At 62.1% G+C, this 19,354-nt stretch carries 18 protein-coding genes and 1 tRNA gene; 6 read left to right on the top strand and 13 right to left on the bottom strand.

Features of this window, described 5'->3' with window-relative positions; genetic code table 11:
* The first annotated feature begins 82 nt into the window (after positions 1-82).
* Genes EN851_RS04595 through dprA form a run of 4 tightly spaced genes read left to right on the top strand, consistent with a single transcriptional unit; the run spans position 83 to position 4,118 of the window.
* Entirely contained in the window at positions 83-1,063 is a 981-nt protein-coding gene (locus tag EN851_RS04595) for an aspartate carbamoyltransferase catalytic subunit (RefSeq protein ID WP_135880427.1), read from the top strand.
* Entirely contained in the window at positions 1,060-2,346 is a 1,287-nt protein-coding gene (locus EN851_RS04590) for a dihydroorotase (protein ID WP_135864586.1), read from the top strand. Before EN851_RS04595 ends, EN851_RS04590 begins: the two co-directional genes overlap by 4 nt.
* 54 nt (positions 2,347-2,400) lie before the next feature.
* Positions 2,401-2,988 carry a glycerol-3-phosphate 1-O-acyltransferase PlsY gene (gene plsY, locus EN851_RS04585; protein ID WP_135928660.1) on the top strand — a complete coding sequence of 196 codons (588 nt, stop codon included), beginning with the start codon at positions 2,401-2,403 and terminating at the stop codon, positions 2,986-2,988.
* Positions 2,985-4,118 carry a DNA-processing protein DprA gene (gene dprA, locus EN851_RS04580; protein WP_135928659.1) on the top strand — a complete coding sequence of 378 codons (1,134 nt, stop codon included), beginning with the start codon at positions 2,985-2,987 and terminating at the stop codon, positions 4,116-4,118. The genes plsY and dprA overlap by 4 nt, the downstream gene beginning before the upstream one ends.
* A 7-nt stretch (positions 4,119-4,125) precedes the next feature.
* Here the strand turns inward: dprA and EN851_RS04575 are convergent, their stop codons facing one another.
* From EN851_RS04575 to EN851_RS04555, 5 genes are all read right to left on the bottom strand, one after another.
* Positions 4,126-4,338 (bottom strand): hypothetical protein, encoded by a 213-nt coding sequence (locus EN851_RS04575; RefSeq protein WP_127278356.1) that lies wholly within the window; start codon positions 4,336-4,338, stop codon positions 4,126-4,128.
* Positions 4,339-4,354: 16 nt separating this feature from the next.
* A complete protein-coding gene (gene otsB / locus EN851_RS04570; protein WP_135928658.1) occupies positions 4,355-5,137 on the bottom strand; it encodes a trehalose-phosphatase in 783 nt (260 codons plus the stop codon).
* The gene (locus EN851_RS04565) at positions 5,137-6,927 is read right to left on the bottom strand and encodes a trehalose-6-phosphate synthase (RefSeq protein WP_135929157.1); all 1,791 of its coding nucleotides are present in this window, start codon (positions 6,925-6,927) and stop codon (positions 5,137-5,139) included. Before EN851_RS04565 ends, otsB begins: the two co-directional genes overlap by 1 nt.
* Before the next feature lie 106 nt (positions 6,928-7,033).
* Positions 7,034-9,196 carry an amylo-alpha-1,6-glucosidase gene (locus tag EN851_RS04560; protein WP_135929156.1) on the bottom strand — a complete coding sequence of 721 codons (2,163 nt, stop codon included), beginning with the start codon at positions 9,194-9,196 and terminating at the stop codon, positions 7,034-7,036.
* 45 nt (positions 9,197-9,241) lie between these two features.
* Positions 9,242-10,303: a glycosyltransferase family 4 protein gene (locus EN851_RS04555; protein WP_135864578.1), complete on the bottom strand. Its 1,062-nt coding sequence runs from the start codon at positions 10,301-10,303 to the stop codon at positions 9,242-9,244.
* Between the two features lie 177 nt (positions 10,304-10,480).
* Between EN851_RS04555 and EN851_RS36175 the strand changes: the two genes are divergently transcribed.
* A complete protein-coding gene (locus EN851_RS36175) occupies positions 10,481-10,966 on the top strand; it encodes a hypothetical protein (RefSeq protein ID WP_189521764.1) in 486 nt (161 codons plus the stop codon).
* A 639-nt stretch (positions 10,967-11,605) separates the two neighbouring features.
* Here EN851_RS36175 and EN851_RS04540 read toward each other — a convergent pair.
* Positions 11,606-11,681, bottom strand: a tRNA-Lys gene (locus tag EN851_RS04540).
* Between the two features lie 258 nt (positions 11,682-11,939).
* On the opposite strand from EN851_RS04540, the gene EN851_RS04535 reads away from it, so the two are divergent.
* On the top strand, positions 11,940-12,407 hold the full coding sequence (locus tag EN851_RS04535; protein WP_135915863.1) for a BA14K family protein: 468 nt from the start codon (positions 11,940-11,942) through the stop codon (positions 12,405-12,407).
* 72 nt (positions 12,408-12,479) lie between these two features.
* Here EN851_RS04535 and glpK read toward each other — a convergent pair whose 3' ends face one another.
* The 7 genes from glpK to EN851_RS04500 form a co-directional block, all read right to left on the bottom strand.
* Positions 12,480-13,970 carry a glycerol kinase GlpK gene (gene glpK / locus EN851_RS04530; protein WP_135880434.1) on the bottom strand — a complete coding sequence of 497 codons (1,491 nt, stop codon included), beginning with the start codon at positions 13,968-13,970 and terminating at the stop codon, positions 12,480-12,482.
* 92 nt (positions 13,971-14,062) lie between these two features.
* Positions 14,063-15,790 (bottom strand): ABC transporter substrate-binding protein, encoded by a 1,728-nt coding sequence (locus EN851_RS04525; protein WP_127278378.1) that lies wholly within the window; start codon positions 15,788-15,790, stop codon positions 14,063-14,065.
* Between the two features lie 80 nt (positions 15,791-15,870).
* Entirely contained in the window at positions 15,871-16,158 is a 288-nt protein-coding gene (locus EN851_RS04520) for a DUF2160 domain-containing protein (RefSeq protein WP_127278379.1), read from the bottom strand.
* Entirely contained in the window at positions 16,155-16,493 is a 339-nt protein-coding gene (locus EN851_RS04515; RefSeq protein WP_127278380.1) for a hypothetical protein, read from the bottom strand. Before EN851_RS04515 ends, EN851_RS04520 begins: the two co-directional genes overlap by 4 nt.
* A complete protein-coding gene (locus EN851_RS04510; protein ID WP_135864495.1) occupies positions 16,493-17,410 on the bottom strand; it encodes a carbohydrate ABC transporter permease in 918 nt (305 codons plus the stop codon). The genes EN851_RS04515 and EN851_RS04510 overlap by 1 nt, the downstream gene beginning before the upstream one ends.
* 1 nt (position 17,411) lies before the next feature.
* Complete coding sequence (locus EN851_RS04505; RefSeq protein WP_127280974.1) at positions 17,412-18,278, bottom strand: sugar ABC transporter permease; 867 nt, start codon at positions 18,276-18,278, stop codon at positions 17,412-17,414.
* Complete coding sequence (locus EN851_RS04500; protein ID WP_135864493.1) at positions 18,279-19,346, bottom strand: ABC transporter ATP-binding protein; 1,068 nt, start codon at positions 19,344-19,346, stop codon at positions 18,279-18,281.
* Positions 19,347-19,354 lie beyond the last annotated feature (8 nt).

The raw sequence follows: 19,354 nt of genomic DNA, 5'->3' as shown, positions 1-19,354 counted from the left end.
ACGAAAATACCGGGGAGAACGGCGTCAATGCAAAGCGGGTGCTTGCGGGCGCGAAATCCGCACCCTATAGCAGCCCCTTGAGATGACCGACGCTTCGTCCCTGCCACTCTATCCTCACCGCCATCTTCTGGGCATCAGCGATCTTTCGCCCGCCGACATCGAGCTGTTGCTCGACAGGGCGGATCGGGCAGTCGCGATCTCGCGGCAGTCCGAGAAAAAGACCTCGACGCTGCGCGGCCGCACCCAGATCAACCTCTTCTACGAAGCCTCGACCCGCACGCAGTCCTCGTTCGAACTGGCTGGAAAGCGGCTTGGCGCCGATGTCATGAACATGTCGGTGGCGAGTTCCTCGGTGAAGAAGGGCGAGACGCTCATCGACACCGCGATGACGCTGAACGCCATGCGGCCCGACATATTGATCATCCGCCACCAGTCGGCGGGCGCGGCGGCCCTTCTGGCGCAGAAGGTCGGTTGCTCGGTGGTCAATGCCGGCGACGGCGCGCATGAACACCCGACACAGGCGCTGCTCGACGCGCTCACCATCCGCCGCGCCAAGGGTCCGCTGTCGAAGCTGATCGTGGCGATCTGCGGCGACATCCTGCATTCGCGCGTGGCGCGCTCCAACATCATGCTGCTCAACGCCCTCGGCGCACAGGTGCGGGTGGTGGCACCCTCGACGCTGCTGCCCTCGGGCATCGACAGGATGGGCGTGATCGTCTGCCGCTCGATGGCGGAAGGCCTGAAGGACGCGGATGTGGTGATGATGTTGCGCTTGCAGCGCGAGCGCATGGAAGGCGCCTTCGTGCCGTCGGTGCGCGAATATTTCCGCTATTTCGGCCTTGATACCGATAAGCTGAAGGCGGCCAAGGATGACGCGCTGGTCATGCATCCCGGCCCGATGAACCGAGGTGTCGAGATCGCCTCCGAAATCGCCGACGGCCCGCAAAGCGTCATCCAGGAACAGGTGGAAATGGGTGTCGCCGTGCGCATGGCGGTCATGGAAGCGCTGCTTGATCCCCGTCGTAATCAAGAGGGCCGCAATCAAGAGGGTCGCGGCGCATGAGCACGACTGTCTTTGAACGCGCTCGCATCGTCGACCCTTCGCGCGGCATCGACGAAGTCGGCTCCGTCATAGTCGATGGCAAGAAAATCGTTGCCGCGGGCAAGGCGGCGCTGAACCAGGGCGTCCCCGAAGGCGCCACGGCAATCGACTGCGCCGGCAAGGCGATCATGCCAGGTTTGATCGATGGCCGGGTCTTCATCGGCGAGCCGGGCGGCGAGCATCGCGAAACCATCGCTTCGGCGAGTGTCGCCGCGGCCGCCGGCGGAGTGACGTCGATCGTCATGATGCCCGACACCGACCCGGTGATCGACAATGTAGCGCTGGTCGAATTCGTGTTGCGCACCGCCAAGGATACGGCCGTCGTCAACATCTTTCCGGCCGCAGCCATCACCAAGGGCCTCCACGGGCGCGAGATGACGGAGTTCGGCCTGCTGCGCGAGGCCGGCGCGGTCGCCTTCACCGATGGCCGGCATACCATATCGAGCGCGCTGGTGATGCGCCGCGCGCTGACCTACGCGCGCGATTTCGGCGCCACCATCGTCCATGAAACGCAGGATGCCGACCTTGGGTCATCGGGCGTCATGAATGAAGGCCTGTATGCCAGTTGGCTCGGCCTTTCCGGCATTCCGCGTGAAGCCGAATCCATCCCGCTCGAGCGTGACCTTGCGCTGGCGCGGCTGACGCGGGGTTCGTACCATGCCGCGAAGATCTCGACGGCAATGGCGGCAAGCGCCATGGCACGGGCGAAGGCCGACGGAGCGGCAGTGACATCGGGCGTGTCGATCCACAATCTGTCGCTCAATGAAAACGACGTCGGCGAGTACCGCACCTTCTTCCGCCTGACGCCGCCGCTGCGCGCCGAGGAAGACCGGCTGGCTGTCATCGAGGCGGTCAAGGACGGTACGGTGGATGTCATCGTCTCTTCGCATGATCCGCAGGATGTCGACACCAAGCGCCTGCCCTTCGCCGACGCCGCGGCCGGAGCCATCGGCCTCGAAACCCTGCTGGGCGCCGCCTTGCGCCTCTACCACAATGGCGATGTGCCTTTGCTCCGGCTGATCGAAACCTTGTCCACCGCGCCGGCGAGGCTGTTCGGATTGCCCGGCGGCACGCTGAAGCCGGGCGCGGCAGCCGACCTGGCGCTTGTCGATCTCGATGAACCCTGGATCGTCAGTGAAAGCGGCATCCGCTCGCGCTCGAAAAACACCTGTTTCGAAGGCGCACGCCTGCAAGGCAAGGTCTTGCAAACGCTGGTGGCGGGCCGCACAGTGTTTTCCGCCTGAGCCGGCAATAGCCATGCGACATCGAGCATGGCCGGGGGAAATGCGGGGGAAACAATGACTTATGGCCTGATCCTGGCGTTGGTGTTCGGTTATCTGCTGGGCTCAATTCCGTTCGGCCTGCTGCTTACCCGCGCGGCCGGCCTCGGTGACGTGCGCAAGATCGGCTCCGGCAATATCGGCGCCACCAATGTGCTGCGCACCGGCAACAAGGGACTTGCCGCCGCGACCTTGCTGCTCGATGCTCTGAAAGGCACGGCCGCCGTGCTGATAGCAGGCCATTTCGCGCCTGAAACAGCGGTCTGGGCCGGCCTTGGCGCTTTTCTGGGGCACCTGTTTCCGGCATGGCTGGGGTTCAAAGGAGGCAAGGGCGTCGCGACCTATCTCGGCGTGCTGATCGGCCTCGCCTGGCAGGTGGCGCTGATCTTTGCCGTTGTCTGGCTGGTGATGGCTTTTCTCTTTCGCTTCTCCTCGCTGGCAGCGCTGACGGCGGCCGTCGTCGTCCCGATCGCCCTCTACTTCATGAGCACACCCCAGGTTGCAGCGCTGTTCGTGGGGATGAGCATCATCGTTTTCATCAAGCATAGGGCCAATATTTCGCGGCTGATGGCCGGCACCGAAGGCAAGATCGGAGCCAAGGGGTGAGCGAACCGGCCGCCGGGCCGCGTCTCACCGATCGCCAGCGGCTGAGTTGGTTGCGGCTGATCCGCACCCAGAATGTCGGCCCGGCCTCCTTTCGCGACCTGATCAACCGTTTCGGTTCGGCCGAGGTCGCGTTGGAAATGCTGCCGGAACTGATGATTTCCGGTGGCGCCAACCGGATGGTGCGCATCCCTTCGCTGGCCGAAGCCGAGGCCGAGATGGAGGCCGCGCGGCGGATCGGTGCACGCTTTGTCGGCATCGGCGAGGCAGACTATCCGCCGCTGCTGCGCAGCATGGACAATCCGCCGCCGCTGCTGGCGGTCAAGGGTAACGCCGCGGTGTTCCGGTTGCCGGGGATTGCGATCGTCGGCGCCCGCAACGCGTCGCTTGCCGGCATCAAGATGGCGCGCATGCTGGCAGCCGATCTCGCAGGAGACGGCTATGGCATCATCTCCGGCCTGGCGCGCGGCATCGACACGGCGGCGCATCAGGGCAGTCTCTTGACCGGCACGGTCGGAGTGCTCGCCGGTGGCCTCGACCTGCCCTACCCGCCCGAAAATACCGGCCTGTGCGATGACATTACCGAGCGTGGCGCCATCATCTCGGAAATGCCGTTCGGCTGGCAGCCACGCGCCCAGGATTTCCCGCGCCGCAACCGCCTTGTCGCCGGTGCCGCCCTTGGATTGGTCGTGGTCGAGGCTGCGCAGCGCTCAGGCTCGCTGATCAGCGCCAGGCTTGCCGGCGAGATGGGCCGACTGGTCTTTGCCGTGCCTGGCTCCCCGCTCGATCCACGCGCCGCCGGTACCAACGGCCTGCTCAAGGATGGAGCGACGCTGGTCACCGAGGCTTCGGACATCTCCAGGGCGATCCTTCCGCTGACCGGCATGCGAACACCTGATCCGCCGCCGTTTGAAGACCCGCCCGACTTTTCGGCCACGGCGCCACCAGGCGAGAGCGACCGGGCCAAGGTGATCGAAGCGCTGGGGCCGACGCCGGTGCCGGTCGACGAGATCATCCGTCACACCGGCCTGCACCCCGCCCAGGTTTTCATGGTGCTGCTTGAACTCGACCTCGCCGGCCGCCTTGAACGCCACGCCGGCGGCAATGTTTCGCTGGTTTTCGGGGACGGCTAACCCGCCCTCAGTGGCGGTCGGTCTTTTTATCCTCCGCCTCGGCGTGATCCTGTGTGTCGGCGCCAAAGAGATCCTTTTGGACAAACTGGCGCCAGACCTCGTCCGCGTCCCGCGGGCGCGACGGATCCAAACTCGGCTCGCTCTCGTGCGCATTCGGGACCGAGCGCCGGCGTAGCCAAGCAGGCATCATCTCCTGGATGAGACTGGTGAATTGGGTCATCGCCGACTCCTTCGGTTCAGGGATGGATCAGACCGGTCGATCCATCCAAGTTGCTCTGGCTCACCGCACCCAGCCAAGCCAAAGCCTCGCCGACGTCGGCCAGCGCATGGCGCGCCGCTGTCGGTCCGCGCGGTTTTATCCGGATCGAAATGCCGTCCATCTCATTGACGGCCTCGAAACCATTCTCGTCGGATGTGTCGTCGCCCAGAAACACCGGCCGCCTCCCCTCGAAAGCCGGCAGATCCAAAAAGCGCCTGATTGCCGCTCCCTTCGCCGCCTCCAACGGCATCAATTCGACGCCGGCATTGCCGGCCAGCACCCGATACCCCACGGGCAACCTGTCCAGCGCCTGCTCGATCAGTTGCGTCGCGCGCTGCAACAAGTGCGGTGCCGCTCGTGTGTGGATTGCCAGGATCGGACCCTTGCGCTCGATATAGACGTCCGCACTATCCAGCTCCGCTTCGATCTCCTCGGCAAGTGCGGCAATGTCGGCCGGCTCTCCCGCCGCCTCGACCGGCCCATCACGCGCGAGCCTGTGCTCAAGGCCGTAAAGCCCGGCGGCGCGCAATCTGAGGGGCTGGAAAAGATGGTCGACAGCGGCGATCGACCGTCCCGTGATGAACGCCAGAGCTCCGTCCAATTGCAATTCGAGCCCCGCCAACAGCGTCCGCAACTCGTCGCCGACTACCACCGCATCGGGATGCGCGGCATGTTCGAGAAGCGTGCCGTCGATATCGAGGAACAAGGCCCAGGCATCCTGCGGGACGTTGGGTTCGGTCAAGTTTGACAATGTCGACATCACAGCGCTGCCACGCGCTTGCGGTCGAGCAGCGATATGACATTGCCGGGAGAACCGGGGCCAGGAGAACGGGGAGCGGCGCTAACGGCACGATCGACCGCATCCCGCTTGCGCAGGCGCGCTGCATCGAACAGCATGCTGCCCGCCCATCGATAGACATTGTTTTCGCGCACGACCTCGCGCAGGCGTCGCATGCGCTGACGTTGCTCTTCCGGTGACATGGTCAAGGCCTGCAGCAGGGCGTCGCCCATCATCGCCGCGTCGTAGGGGTTGACGATCAGCGCCTCCAGCAACTCCTTCGACGCGCCGGCGAACATGCTGAGCATGAGCACGCCCTGTTCATCCTCGCGGGCCGCGACAAACTCCTTTGCAACCAGGTTCATGCCGTCGTGAAGGCTGGTGACCATGCAGACGTCGGCGGCCCGGTAAATCTCGTAGACCTGCGCTTGCGAGTGATGTTCGGTCACCAGCACCACCGGGGTATAGCCTTCACGACCATGGCGCTGGTTGATATCCTCGGCATGGCGCACACATTCCTCGTACAATTGTTGATAGGCAGGCAAGGTGCCGCGGCTGGGCGCGGCGATCTGCAGGAACGCGACCTTGCCGATCCATTCCGGATACAGTGTCAGCAGCTCATCGAGTGCGTTGAGACGATCGAGGATGCCCTTGGTGTAGTCGAGGCGTTCGACGCCCACGCAGAGCCTGACGTTCTCGGCTAGGCCGAATTTTTCGCGAATGAGCTGGCGACATGCTGCAACGGCAGGCAGTTGGCTCAGATGCGGCGGCTCCCATTCGATTGAAATCGGATAGGCGTGAACCAGGCTGATCTGGCCGCCATAGGAGATGGCGGAATCCTCACGCTCGATCCTGCTCTCCAGGAAGCGGTCGACGCTATCGATGAAGTTGTTGCAATGGAACTGCGTGTGAAAGCCGACGATTGAACTGCCCAGCAGCCCTTCGAGAATCTTCTCGCGCCATGGACAGATGCTGAACACCTCGGAATTCGGCCACGGAATGTGCCAGAAGGTGATGATGATCGCTTCCGGGAGGCGCTCCCGGATCATCCGCGGCAACAGCGCGAAGTGATAGTCCTGGACCAGCACGATGGGCCGCTCGTTGCGGGCCTCCGCGACGACGGTGTCGGCGAATTTGCGGTTGACCGCCTCATAGGCCTCCCAGTCGGAGGCGCGGAATATCGGCCGGGTGAAGGCTATGTGGCACAGCGGCCAGAGCCCTTCATTGGCAAAGCCGAGATAATAGCCTTGCTGTTCTTCCTCGCTCAGCCAGACGCGGCGCAACGTGTAGGAAGGATTTTCAGGCGGCACCTCGACGCGGTCATTTTCATCGACGACAAGCGCATCGGCCGAACCACCGCCATAGGCGATCCATGTGCCGGCGCAGGCGCGCGTAATCGGCTCCAGCGCTGAAACCAGCCCGCTGGCAGGCACGACCAGCTGGATATCGTCCCCCTTGCGGTTATGAATGTAGGGTTCGCGATTTGAAACCACGATCACCTGCGCATCGGGAAGTTCCTTCGCCAAAATGTGACGCAGAGTTTCCGGCGACCATTGGACGAGCGCGGCGGTCGCGGATTGCCCGTTCTTTTCGAATTCCGGCAATGGACCGCGAACGGGTCCTGGTTCGAGACTGGCGCGCTTCGTGTTTCTGGCCCGATGCGCCCGTGACACCACCACCGCCAGCGCAATGCATAAAATACCGACAATTGCGAGAATGGAGAGCCACAGTGCGGCCGAAGGGACGACCAGGTACGAACTGTTGTCGGGCATTTCGAATTGATTACCTTTCAATGGAATACGGCAGGTCCACCGACAGGAACTCCGGCATCCTTGGCGTGGTGATCCAACGTTCCGCACACATGATGGTTCCGATTTTTCAACTCCTGACCACCAGAGGCACCAGTCCCTCATGCGCATCCGCAAGGAAGGCGCCGACACGATCTCCCACGCGTTGAAACGTCAGATCCACCGCCACATGTCCTACCGAGAGATGACGAATGACGAGATTGTCGATACCGATCGGCAAGCGCGGCTGGGTCACGTGAATTTCGTTCGTCCCACCATCGATCTGAAGGCCGAGGCAGGCCTGCATGAGCATGAAGGCGGAACCTGCGGACCAGGCCTGCGGCAGGCAAGCCACTGGATAGGCAATCGGCGCTTCGCCGGCCGCGCGCGTGAACCCACAGAACAGTTCGGGCAGCCGCATGTTGAAATGAACCGCGGATTCGAAAGTCCCGCTCATCAACCGCACCACGCTGTCGCGGATGCCGTAGCGCGCCAGTCCGGCGGCGCAGATCGCGGTGTCGTGCGGCCAGATGGACCCGTTGTGATACGACATCGGATTGAAGAAGATCGCGTCGTCAGCCAGCGTCCTCAGCCCCCAGCCGGAATGGAATGAAGCCGACAGCAGCTGGTCGGCGACCATGCGTGCGCGATCCGGATCGGGAAGGCCGACATACAGCAGGTGACCGGCGTTGGACGTGCGTACCTTGCAGGGTTGGCCATCGCCATCGATCGCCAGCGCATAGTAGCTGAGGTCCTCGATCCAGAAATGGCGTTCGACTTGTTGGCGAATGACATCGGCGCGCATTTCCCAATTTTCGGCCCGCTCCTCTTCGCCGCGCAGCCGTGCAAGCTTTGCCAATCCCTGGAACGCTGCAAAGACGTAGCCCTGCACCTCGACCAGAGCGATCGGTCCTTTCGGAATGCGGCCATCGGCATGGAAGACGGAATCGAAACTGTCCTTCCATCCCTGGTTGGCAAGGCCGGACTCGGCGGCGCGCTGGTAGGTAAGGAACCCTGTCGAACGACTGGCTGTCTCGATCCACTCGGCGGCGGCGCACAGCGATGGCCACAGGCCATCGATGAAAGCCGTGTCTCCCGTGCGGTCCGCATAGGCGCAGGCGAGATGGATGTAGAGCGGCGTCGTGTCGACGCCGCCATAATAGCGGCCGAACGGCAACTCACTCAGCGCCGCCATCTCGCCCTTGCGGGTCTCGTGCATGATCTTGCCGGGCTCGGAATCGCTGAAGGGGGAGGTCTCGGTCGCCTGGTGCTGGGCGAGAAAGGCAAGCACACCACGAGCCAGGCCGGGATTGAGCCAAAGCATCTGCAGAGCTGAGATCACGCCGTCCCGGCCGAAGGCGGTGGAGAACCATGGAATCCCGGCATAGGGGTAAGGGCCGGTCGTCAATTCCGTCGTGAGCAACGCCACATCGGCGCGGGCCCGCTCCATCCAATCATTGAAGACGCGGCCCGAACTGTGCAGTGTCGCCCCGTGCCGGCGCTTGGCGCGCATGCCGAAACGGGCACGGGCGGCGGCAGCCCGGAACCGCCGGCTTTCGGGGCGGTCTGGCGTCTCGCCGCCCACTTCCACGTAAAGCGTCTGGCTGCTTCGCTTGGTAATCGCGATGAAGAAATCCGCCCGCTCGGAGGTCAATTGATCGGGCGTCTGCGAAAACGATATCGCGGAGGTCCGTACCACCTTGTCCAGGCCTTCGTAGCGGAGCACGACCGAGTTCCGATCGATCTCGGCCGTGTGGGCGGTGCCGCGTTTGGAGCGGGTCGAGCCACGGACTTCGAACATGTCGCGAAAATCGGCACCAAAGCGCAGCGACACCAGGACCGTCGAATGCTCCCGGCTGTAGTTGGAGAGCGTGATGCGTTCATACAGCCTTTCCTCCCACAGAAGCCTGGCGCGCTCGATATGGATCGCACCCTGCGGAATCTGGCGGCTCGCGGTGCTCTCGATCGGCAGATTGGTCAGGTTGGTGGTGAACAGGACGTTGTCCTGGCTGAGCGATGCGCCAAGCAACGACAGCGACCGCCCGCCAACAGTCAGGCGAAATTCTGAAAGCACACGCGTGTCGTCGCGGAAGAAGCCGTCGCCGGCGCCACGTATGTCGCCATAGGCATCGGCGACCGCAAAGCAATCGCCATGCTTGAGAGCATAAAGCCGATGCGGCTCCCTGGGGGCGGTTTCGTCCAGGGAAGCCAGTGCTATGGCAGGATCGAGCTTGCGCTCGTCGAGTTGGGTAATGGTCAAGAAGATTGTCCCGTGCTGGTTTCCGAACGGGTTGAAGGTCTACGAGGCTCTGCTCTGCTCGACGCCATTGCTCAGCCGCGAATACGCCGCGACATAATCCCTGGCCATTCTGTCGGCGGAAAACCGCCTTTCGAAGACCGCTCTTATTCTTCGCCTGTCGAGTTGCAGGAGAGCGGGCATCGAGGCGACGGCATCTTCGATGGTTTCGACGACAAAGCCGGTGACCCCATAATCGATGATCTCTGGCATGGCCCCGCAACTCCAGGCCATGACTGGGGTTCCGCAGGCCATGGCCTCGATCACCGCAAGCCCGAAGGGTTCGGGCCAATCGATGGGAAACAGCAAAGCGGCCGCATTGCCCAGAAACCTGCCCTTCTGGTCCTCGTCGATCTCGCCGACATACTCGACCCGGTCGCCATCGATCAGCGGCTGCACGACTTCCTCGAAATAGGCGCGGTCGCCATCGCCGATCTTGGCGGCGAGCTTCAGTTTCAGGCCGGTGCGGCGAGCGATCTCGATCGCCCGGTCCGGCCGCTTGTCGCGCGACATTCTGCCGAGGAACGCCAGATAGGCGCCATCAGTGCCTGCCTCGAAATCGGGCTCATAAAGCCCAAGCGGCAGCCCATGATGGATTGTCGCCAGCCAATTCGCGGACGCGAACCGCGCCCGCTGGCTGCGGGATATGGAAATCATGGGAAACCGCGGAAACCGGTCATAGGCCTGCGCAAGGTCCGCGTAATCCAGCCTGCCATGCGGGGTCGTCACCGTGCGCTGCGGCATATCACGGAAAAACGGAAAATGCAGGAAATGGCTGAGATGGAAATGGACGACATCGAAATCGTCGGCCCGTTTCCTCACTTCATCGAGCATCGACAGATGCGCCGCGATCTCGGACTTCAGCGGACGGGGATCGAGACGAAGCGCCCTTTCGCGGCACGGCACCAGTCTGGCGGAGGTCTTCGTGTCGCCACTGGCGAACAACGTCACGTCGTGGCCGAGGCCGACGAGAGCTTCGGTAAGATATGAGATGATGCGTTCGGTGCCCCCGTAGAGTCTTGGCGGCACCGACTCGTAAAGTGGTGCGACGTGGGCAATCTTCATGTCCCGGCGTCCCTCAATGAGCTGGTCATAGAGCCAAAATGCATCAGGGCCGGGATCGTTCCTGAATCATTGGAAGATGCGTCGAATGATCGATCCGTCCCCTGTTTGATTCGACCAGCCGCCCTATTTCCTGTCGGTAATGCCGGCCTGCGCTTACCGCAGCCGAAGGAGGTCCAGATGCAGCAACCCAGGGATATCGCAGCCCGGCGCCTGAGCATGATCGTCGAACAATATGTCGAGGCCAGAAAACGGCACTTTGGCTTTGTGTCGACGGACCAGGCTGCCCGAGTGATCCGCAGAACCCTGAAACCCGATCCTTCGGAGCCAGCACTTTCCGATCACGAACTTGACGACATGGTCGCCGCCCTCGCCGTGAAGAACGGCCTGGCCGTCATCTTCGACCGGGGTGTGCGGGGACCGGCCGACGGCGCCGAGGCCGAGCTGAACAGAAAGGAACCGATCATGCGAGCACCGACGGACACACCGGATGTTGCCGGCGCGGTGGATGCCATCCTGAGCGGTCGGACCGCCCAGCTTTCGATGAGCGCGGTGATCTCCCTGCTGCGCGAACGAACCGGCACCAAGCGATCCGACGCGGATGTGGAAGGACTGATTGCCAAGAAGGCTGCCGTTCTGGACGTGCATTTGTCGCGCAGCGTCTGAGGCGTTGCTGCTCGTCGGGCGTCTCGTCGCTTATAGCGCAGTCCAGTCCTTGACCGCGAGCACCTTCTCTGCGGCCATATGCCCGGGCTTTACGCGGTCTGAAGCCGGTTCACGGAACCTTCGCTGGATATTGTAATCAGCCGTGCAACGGCAAACGCGGCCAGAATTATGAAAAACGCCGTGATGTTCAAGAACATCGTCGACGCAAAGATGCTCGCGCTCTGGTCATAGCAGCTTGCGAATTCCATGACGCTTTACCCTTCAAACCTGTTGCATCATGATCCTGCTTCAGAAGAAATTCAAGCAGATGCTAAAATACGTGGACAGGGTTCAAATGCGACAGCCAATTGCTTGTCCGGCTCAGCGACGAGTGCAAGGCTGCAGGGGACGCTGACGGTCAACAATGCCGTACGCCGTGGCCCCTCAGTCCCCGGTTAATGAAAAACCCGCCACAGGAGCGACCTGCGACGGGCTTTTGGAGTGGCTACATCCCTGAAGGAATCGACCGCTTGTAGTTTTATTGTGAACTGTGTGATCGCGTTAGCCTATGGTGTGATCGCGGAAAGCCTTGGGCCTGCCCGCCTCAATTTGCGAACACCGAGCGGACACAGATTTACGGATACCGAGACCTGATGCATTTGGTGAGCGCGATGGGATTCGAACCCATGACCTACTGATTAAAAGTCAGTTGCTCTACCGGCTGAGCTACGCGCTCCCGCGGGCTCGAAAAGGGCGCCCCCGAAATTGCGCGGAACATAGGGAGAGTGCCGCGACCGGTCAACCGGAAAAGATGGGTTCCAAACCCGCTCTTTGCCCTAAGTCGCTGCCCCTTGCTTTTGTTCCCCGGGCTGAGGTGAGCAGCCCGGCGGATTTGGTTTCGGTCGGGCAGCGGCTGCCAACACGGCGGAACAAATCCGACGCGCCATCGTTTTTCGCCAAAGGGACGTACGCCAAACCCCTGAGGAGAAGACCGATGAATAGAATCACAACGGGCCTGCTTGCCGCCACGCTTTCCGCCACATTCGTCGCGGCGGAGGTGGTTCCGGTCAACGCTCAGCCCGCCTACGTGCCTTTGTCCCAGGCGGCAACGCCGGATGTGCAGACAGTGCAATATCGGGAGTGGAGGAGAAACCGCTCCTTCGACCGCAATTTCTCGCGCAATCGCAGCTTCAGTCGCAACAGTGACATGTATTGGAATGGTCATCGCGGCTATCGGGAATATCACCCCGGCTACCGCCGTCATGGCGATTACTGGTTCCCGCTCGCTGCCTTCGCGACTGGCGCACTGATCACCGGCGCGATCGTCAACGAGAACAACCGCGTCTATGAAGGCAATGCCCATGTGCAGTGGTGCTACAATCATTATCGGAGCTACCGCGCTTCGGACAACACTTTCCAGCCAAACAATGGCCCTCGTCGGGAGTGCCGTTCGCCTTACTGATCCCCAAAGTGAGTATGAGTGGCCTGAAAGTGTGAGCTCCAGGCCCGCGTCGGAAACGGCGCGGGCCTTCCTTTATGCGCTCAGTGTCCTGCGCACCGCATCACGCCAGCCTGCTAGTTTCGCAGCACGATTGGATGCGTCCATATCAGGCTTGAACCGTCGCTCGAGCGCCCAGCTTTTCGCGAACTCCTGCGCCGCGGGCCACACGCCCGCCTTCGAGCCGGCGAGCCAGGCCGCCCCCAGCGCGGTCGTCTCCAGGATTGTCGGCCGATCGACCGGCGCGTCGAGGATGTCGGCGAGGCGCTGCATGGTCCAGTCCGACGCCACCATGCCGCCATCGACCCTGAGCACGGTCTTTGCCTTGGCGCCCTTCCAATCCTTGTGCATGGCATCGAGCAGGTCGCGGGTCTGGTAAGCGACTGATTCCAAAGCCGCTCGGGCGAACTCGGCAGGACCGGAATTTCGGGTCAGCCCGAAGATGGCGCCGCGTGCCTCGGCGTCCCAATGCGGCGCGCCAAGCCCGACAAAAGCAGGAACCAGATAGACGTTCTGCGTCGGATCGGCCTCGGCAGCCAGTTTGCCGCTCTGCTCGGCCTTGCCGATCACCTTGATGCCGTCCCGCAGCCATTGCACCGCGGCACCCGCAATGAAAATCGAGCCTTCCAGCGCATAGGTGGTCTTGCCGTTCAACCGGTAGGCGATGGTCGTCAACAGCCGGTTCTTCGAGCGCACCAGATCGCTGCCGGTGTTGAGCAGCGCAAAACAGCCGGTGCCGTAGGTGGATTTCATCATACCCGGCTCGAAGCAGGCCTGCCCGATGGTTGCGGCATGCTGGTCGCCGGCAACGCCGAGGATTCTTATCTCGGCGCCAAACAGATTTTTCTCTGTGATTCCATAATCATCAGAACAATCCTTGACCTCCGGCAGCATCGCGGCCGGGATGCGCAGGATGGAAAGCAGTTCCTCATCCCAGGCATTCTTCTCGATATTGTAGACAAGCGTGCGTGAGGCGTTGGTGGCGTCGGTGGCATGAACCTTGCCGCCGGTCAGCCGCCAGATCAAAAAACTGTCGATGGTACCCGCCAGCAATTCGCCTCTCCCGGCGCGCCGCCTTGCCCCTTTCACCTTGTCCAGCATCCAGGCGATCTTGGTGCCCGAGAAATAGGGGTCGAGCAGCAGCCCTGTCTTGCGGGTGAATTTCTTCTCGAGCCCCTGCTTCTTGAGCTTCTGGCACAGCGGTGCGGTGCGCCGATCCTGCCACACGATGGCGTTGTGGACCGGTTTGCCCGTCGCCCTGTCCCAGACGACGACGGTCTCGCGCTGGTTGGTGATGCCGATGGCCACGACATCAGCAGCCGTACGGCCGGCCTTTTTCAGTGCGGCCTTCACGGTGGTCACGACGCTTGCCCAGATTTCTTCCGGGTCGTGCTCGACCCAGCCCGACGCCGGATAATGCTGGCTGAATTCCTTCTGGCCGGTGCCCGCGACCTTCATCCGGTCATCGAACAGTATCGCCCGGGTCGATGTCGTGCCCTGGTCGATCGCCAGCACAAAACCACTCATTCCGAAGTCCTCCGCCTCGACACAAACAGGGGAGACGGCAACGCGCCGCCTCCCCCAATTTCACACGGGCGCGAACGCCCGCATGGACAGTCTCACTTCTGCCAGCTCTTCACCAGTTCGTCGTAGTTGATGGTGATCGGCTTTTCCTTCTCGTTCTCGATCTTCAACTGAGGCGCGAGATTGCCCTTCTTGACCGCGTCGGCATTCCAGTAGGCGAGGTCATGCTCTTCGGCCATCTTCGGGCCGATATCGCCCTGAACGCCCGACTTCTCGATGCGGCTCATGACCTTTTCCTGCTCGCCGCAGAGCGAGTCCATCGCTTCCTGCGCCGTCTTGGCGCCGGACGAGGCATCGCCGATCGCCTGCCACCAGAGCTGTGCCAGCTTCGGATAGTCAGGCACGTTGGTGCCGGTCGGCGACCACTGGACACGGGCCGGCGAGCGGTAGAACTCGATCAGGCCGCCGAGCTTCGGCGCGCGTTCGGTGAAGCTCTTGTCGTGGATCGTGCTCTCGCGGATGAAGGTCAGGCCGACATGGCTTTTCTTCACGTCCACGGTCTTCGAGGTGACGAACTGCGCGTAGAGCCATGCGGCCTTGGCGCGGTCGGTCGGCGTCGACTTCATCAGCGTCCAGGAACCGACGTCCTGATAGCCGAGCTTCATGCCGTCCTTCCAGTAGACGCCGTGCGGCGACGGGGCCATGCGCCACTTCGGCGTGCCGTCGTCATTCAGCACCGCCTTGGCGCCGGCGTCGACCATCGAAGCGGTGAAGGCGGTGTACCAGAAGATCTGCTGCGCGACCGCGCCCTGCGCCGGCACAGGGCCGGATTCCGAGAAGGTCATGCCTTGCGCTTCGGCCGGCGCGTAGGCCTTCAGCCAGTCGAGGTACTTCTGGATCGAGTAGACGGCCGCCGGTCCATTCGTGTCGCCGCCCCGCGCCGTGCAGGAGCCGACAGGACGCGAATTCTCGTCGACCTTGATGCCCCATTCGTCGACGGGCAGGCCGTTCGGCAGGCCCTTGTCGCCATTGCCGGCCATCGACAGCCAGGCATCGGTGAACCGCCAGCCGAGCGACGGATCCTTTTTGCCATAGTCCATGTGGCCATAGACCTTCTTGCCGTCGATCTCGCGGCCGGTGAAGAATTCGGCGATGTCCTCATAGGCCGACCAGTTGACCGGCACGCCGAGGTCGTAGCCGTATTTGGCCTTGAAGTCGGCCTTGTTCTTCTCGTCGTTGAACCAGTCGTAACGGAACCAGTAGAGGTTGGCGAACTGCTGGTCGGGCAGCTGGTAGAGCTTCTTGTCGGGAGCGGTGGTGAAGGAGGTGCCGATGAAATCCTTCAGGTCGAGGTTGGGATTGGTGACATCCTTGCCCTCGCCCGCCATCCAGTCGGTCAGGTTACGCACCTGCTGGTAGCGCCAGTGGGTGCCGATCAGGTCGGAATCGTTGACCCAGCCGTCATAGAGGTTCTGGCCGGTCTGCATCTGGGTCTGGATCTTCTCGACGACGTCGCCTTCCTGGATGACGTCGTGCGTGATCTTGATACCGGTGATGGCGGTAAAGGCCGGCGCCAGCACCTGCGATTCATACTGGTGGGTGGCGATGGTTTCCGACACCACCTTGATGTCCATGCCGGCGAAAGGCTTCGCGGCATCGATGAACCACTGCATCTCGGCTTCCTGGTCGGCGCGCGAGAGCGTCGACAGCGGGCCGATCTCCTTGTCCAGGAACGCTTTCGCCTCGTCCATCCCGGCATAGGCGTTGCCTGCCCCGAGCAACAGGACAATGGCGGTCGTTGATGTTAAAAATTGACGTCGCATTAGTTTCCTCCACAGTTTCAAGGTTTCAAGTGCGATCTGGAGCGGTCGCCGGCACGCGGCCGCTCCAACAGTTTCCCCCTCTATACGTAGCGGAACACGCCGATGGCGTAGACCACGGAGAGAGCGAGAGCCCACCACAGGTTGGATCCGACAAGACCCAGCCAAGCGAGATGGATAAAGGCGCTGCCAAGCAGCGACAGGAAAAGACGGTCGCCGCGCGTCGTCTCGAAGCGCAGGATGCCGACGCGCGGATTGCCGCCCGGCGAGGCGTATTCCCAGGCGGCCATGCCGCACAGCAGTAGCAGAATGGTCGCGAAGAAAGCCGCGGTCGGCCACGTCCAGGCCATCCAGGAGAGGTCTAGATTCATTGCCGCGCCTCCATTGCCGCAGACTTCACGAGCTCACCGTTTTCAGCGGCATAAGCGACCAAGTTGATCAAACCGGCGAGGTGCATGAATGCGTGCCACGAGATCGTTTCGTCTTCTCGAGCTTTGTCGACTTCCGCACGTACATCGTTGAGGTCGTCGTACACGTCCCCCATGACACAAGTCGGAGTTTCGGCTTGGAACGCATCGGTGAAATAGACCTTCCAGTATTGGCTTTGCGCCACATGGATGCTGTCAATGCCTTGATCTTCAAGACCATCAAACAGACTGTTGGTCAGTTGGCGCAGCTCGGAGATTTTGACGTCACCCGCGACCATTATACCCTCCCCAGGGCAAAGCCCTTGGCGATGTAATTGCGGACGAACCAGATGACGAGCGCGCCGGGGATCAGCGTCAGCACGCCGGCGGCGGCGAGCAGGCCCCAATCCATGCCGGCGGCCGAGACCGTGCGGGTCATGGTGGCGGCGATCGGCTTGGCGTCGGTGGTGGTCAGCGTGCGCGCGATCAGCAATTCCACCCATGAAAACATGAAGCAGAAGAAGCAGGCGACGCCGATGCCGCTGGCGATCAGCGGCATGAAGATCTTGAGGAAGAAGCGTGGGAAGGAATAGCCGTCAATATAGGCCGTCTCGTCGATTTCCTTCGGCACGCCCGACATGAAGCCTTCCAGGATCCACACCGCCAGCGGCACGTTGAACAGGCAGTGCGCCAGCGCCACCGCTATGTGCGTGTCGATGAGGCCGAAAGCCGAATAGAGCTGGAAGAACGGCAGCGCGAACACGGCCGGCGGCGCCATGCGGTTGGTCAGCAGCCAGAAGAACAGATGCTTGTCGCCAAGGAAACGATAGCGCGAGAAAGCGTAAGCCGCCGGCAGAGCCACCGACACCGAAATCACCGTGTTCATGACGACATAGGTGATCGAGTTGATGTAGCCGGAATACCAGGCCTTCTGCGTGAAGATGGTGACGTAGTTGGCGATCGTCGGCGCGTGCGGATAAAGCGTCAGCGAGTTGACGATCTCGGCATTGGTCTTGAAGCTCATGTTGATGAGCCAGTAGATCGGCAGCAGCAGAACGATGATGTAGAGCGTCGGTACGATCCACCACCAGCGCGACTCCTCGCCGCGCCGGCGCATCCGCCTGTCGAGTTCGCTCTGTGAGAGCGAACTGGCGAGCCCTTCGGCGGCGGTCCCGTTCATTGCATTGCGCTCGGTGCGTTCGTTGGCGCCAGCCATTTCAGCGCTCCGCGTCGTAGTTGGTCATCACGGTGTAGAACACCCACGACAACAACAGGATGATGAGGAAGTAGACCAGCGACATCGCCGCCGCCGGGCCAAGGTCGAACTGGCCGAGTGCCGTCTTGACGAGGTCGATCGACAGGAACGTCGTCGAGTTGCCCGGACCGCCGCCGGTGACGACGAAGGGCTCGGTGTAGATCATGAACGAGTCCATGAACCGCAGCAGAACGGCGATCAGCAGCACGCGTTGCATCTTCGGCAACTGAATGTAGCGAAAGACCGCCCAGCGCGACGCACCGTCGATCTTGGCCGCCTGGTAGAATGCGTCGGGGATCGAGACCAGGCCGGCATAGCAGAGCAGCACGACAAGGCTGGTCCAGTGCCAGACGTCCATGACGATGATCGTGACCCAGGCGTCGAACGGATCCTGCACATAATTGTAGTCGATGCCGATGGCGTTGAGGTAGTAGCCCATCAGGCCGATGTCGCTGCGCCCGAACACCTGCCAGATGGTGCCGACCACGTTCCACGGTATCAGCAGCGGCAGCGACATCAGCACCAGGCACACCGGCACGCCCCAGCCCTTTTTAGGCATGTTGAGCGCGATGAAGATGCCAAGCGGCACCTCGATCGCAAGGATGATGAAGGAAAAGACCAGGTTGCGGACCATCGCTTCCCAGAATCGGCTGGATGAAAGCAGTTCCTCGAACCACTCCGTACCTGCCCAGAAGAAGACGTTGTTGCCGAATGTGTCCTGCACCGAATAGTTGACGACCGTCATCAGCGGGACGACGGCGGTGAAGGCCACCAGCACAAGCACCGGCAGCACCAGGAACCAGGCCTTGTTATTCCAGGTCTTGTCCATCTATGCCCCCATCTCGACACGCCAGGAATCGGCATAGATGTTGATGCCGGCCGGATCGAACCGCACCTTCGGTTCGGCCGGAACGGTTTCGTCCTCCCCGATGACGGCCGCGATCTCGCGGCCCTCCAGCTTGGCGCGCACCACCTTGTGGCGGCCTACATCCTCGACCTTGGTGATTGAAACGGCCATGCCGTCGCTGCCGAGCCGTACATATTCCGGGCGGATGCCAAGCTCGACGGCCCCGGCGCTGGCCTTGGGCACTCCAGGCAATTCGATCCGTTGCGAGCCGAGCGTCGCCGTCCTGCCTTCGATTGCCACCGGCACGACATTCATGCCTGGCGAGCCGATGAAATAGCCGACAAAAGTGTGACGCGGCCGCTCGAACAGTTCCGCCGGCGTGCCGATCTGCACGATGCCGCCATCATACATGACGACCACCTGGTCGGCGAAGGTCAGCGCCTCGGTCTGGTCGTGCGTGACATAGACCATCGTGTAGCCGAAGCGGCGATGAAGCTGCTTCAACTGCGAGCGCAGCACCCATTTCATGTGCGGATCGATGACGGTCAGCGGTTCGTCGAACAGGATGGCGTTGACGTCCGAGCGCACCAGGCCACGGCCGAGCGAGATTTTCTGCTTCTGGTCGGCGGTCAGGCCCCTCGCCTTCTTCTTCGCCCATGAGGCCAGGTCGATCATCTCCAGCGTCTCGCGCACCTTGCGGTCGACGTCGGCCTCCGGCACGCCGCGATTGCGCAGCGGGAACGCCAGATTGTCGTAGACCGTCATGGTGTCGTAGATGACCGGGAACTGGAACACCTGCGCGATGTTGCGCTCCTGCGTCGACAAATTGGTCACGTCCCTGCCGTTGAACAGCAACTGGCCATGCGAGGGATGAAGCAGCCCTGAAATGATGTTGAGCAGCGTGGTCTTGCCGCAGCCGGACGGCCCAAGCAGTGCATAGGCGCCACCATCCTCGAAGGTATGATGCACTTCGCGCAGCGCGAAATCGGCATCCGTGCGCGGGTTCGGCAGATAGGAATGCCTGACGTGGTTGACGTCGATGCGTGCCATATCGCCCC

Origin of the sequence: Mesorhizobium sp. M8A.F.Ca.ET.208.01.1.1 (assembly GCF_004791315.1) — a bacterium.
Lineage (GTDB): Bacteria > Pseudomonadota > Alphaproteobacteria > Rhizobiales > Rhizobiaceae > Mesorhizobium.
Note: the sequence above shows the minus strand (reverse complement) of the source record. Positions and strands in the feature narration are given on the sequence as shown.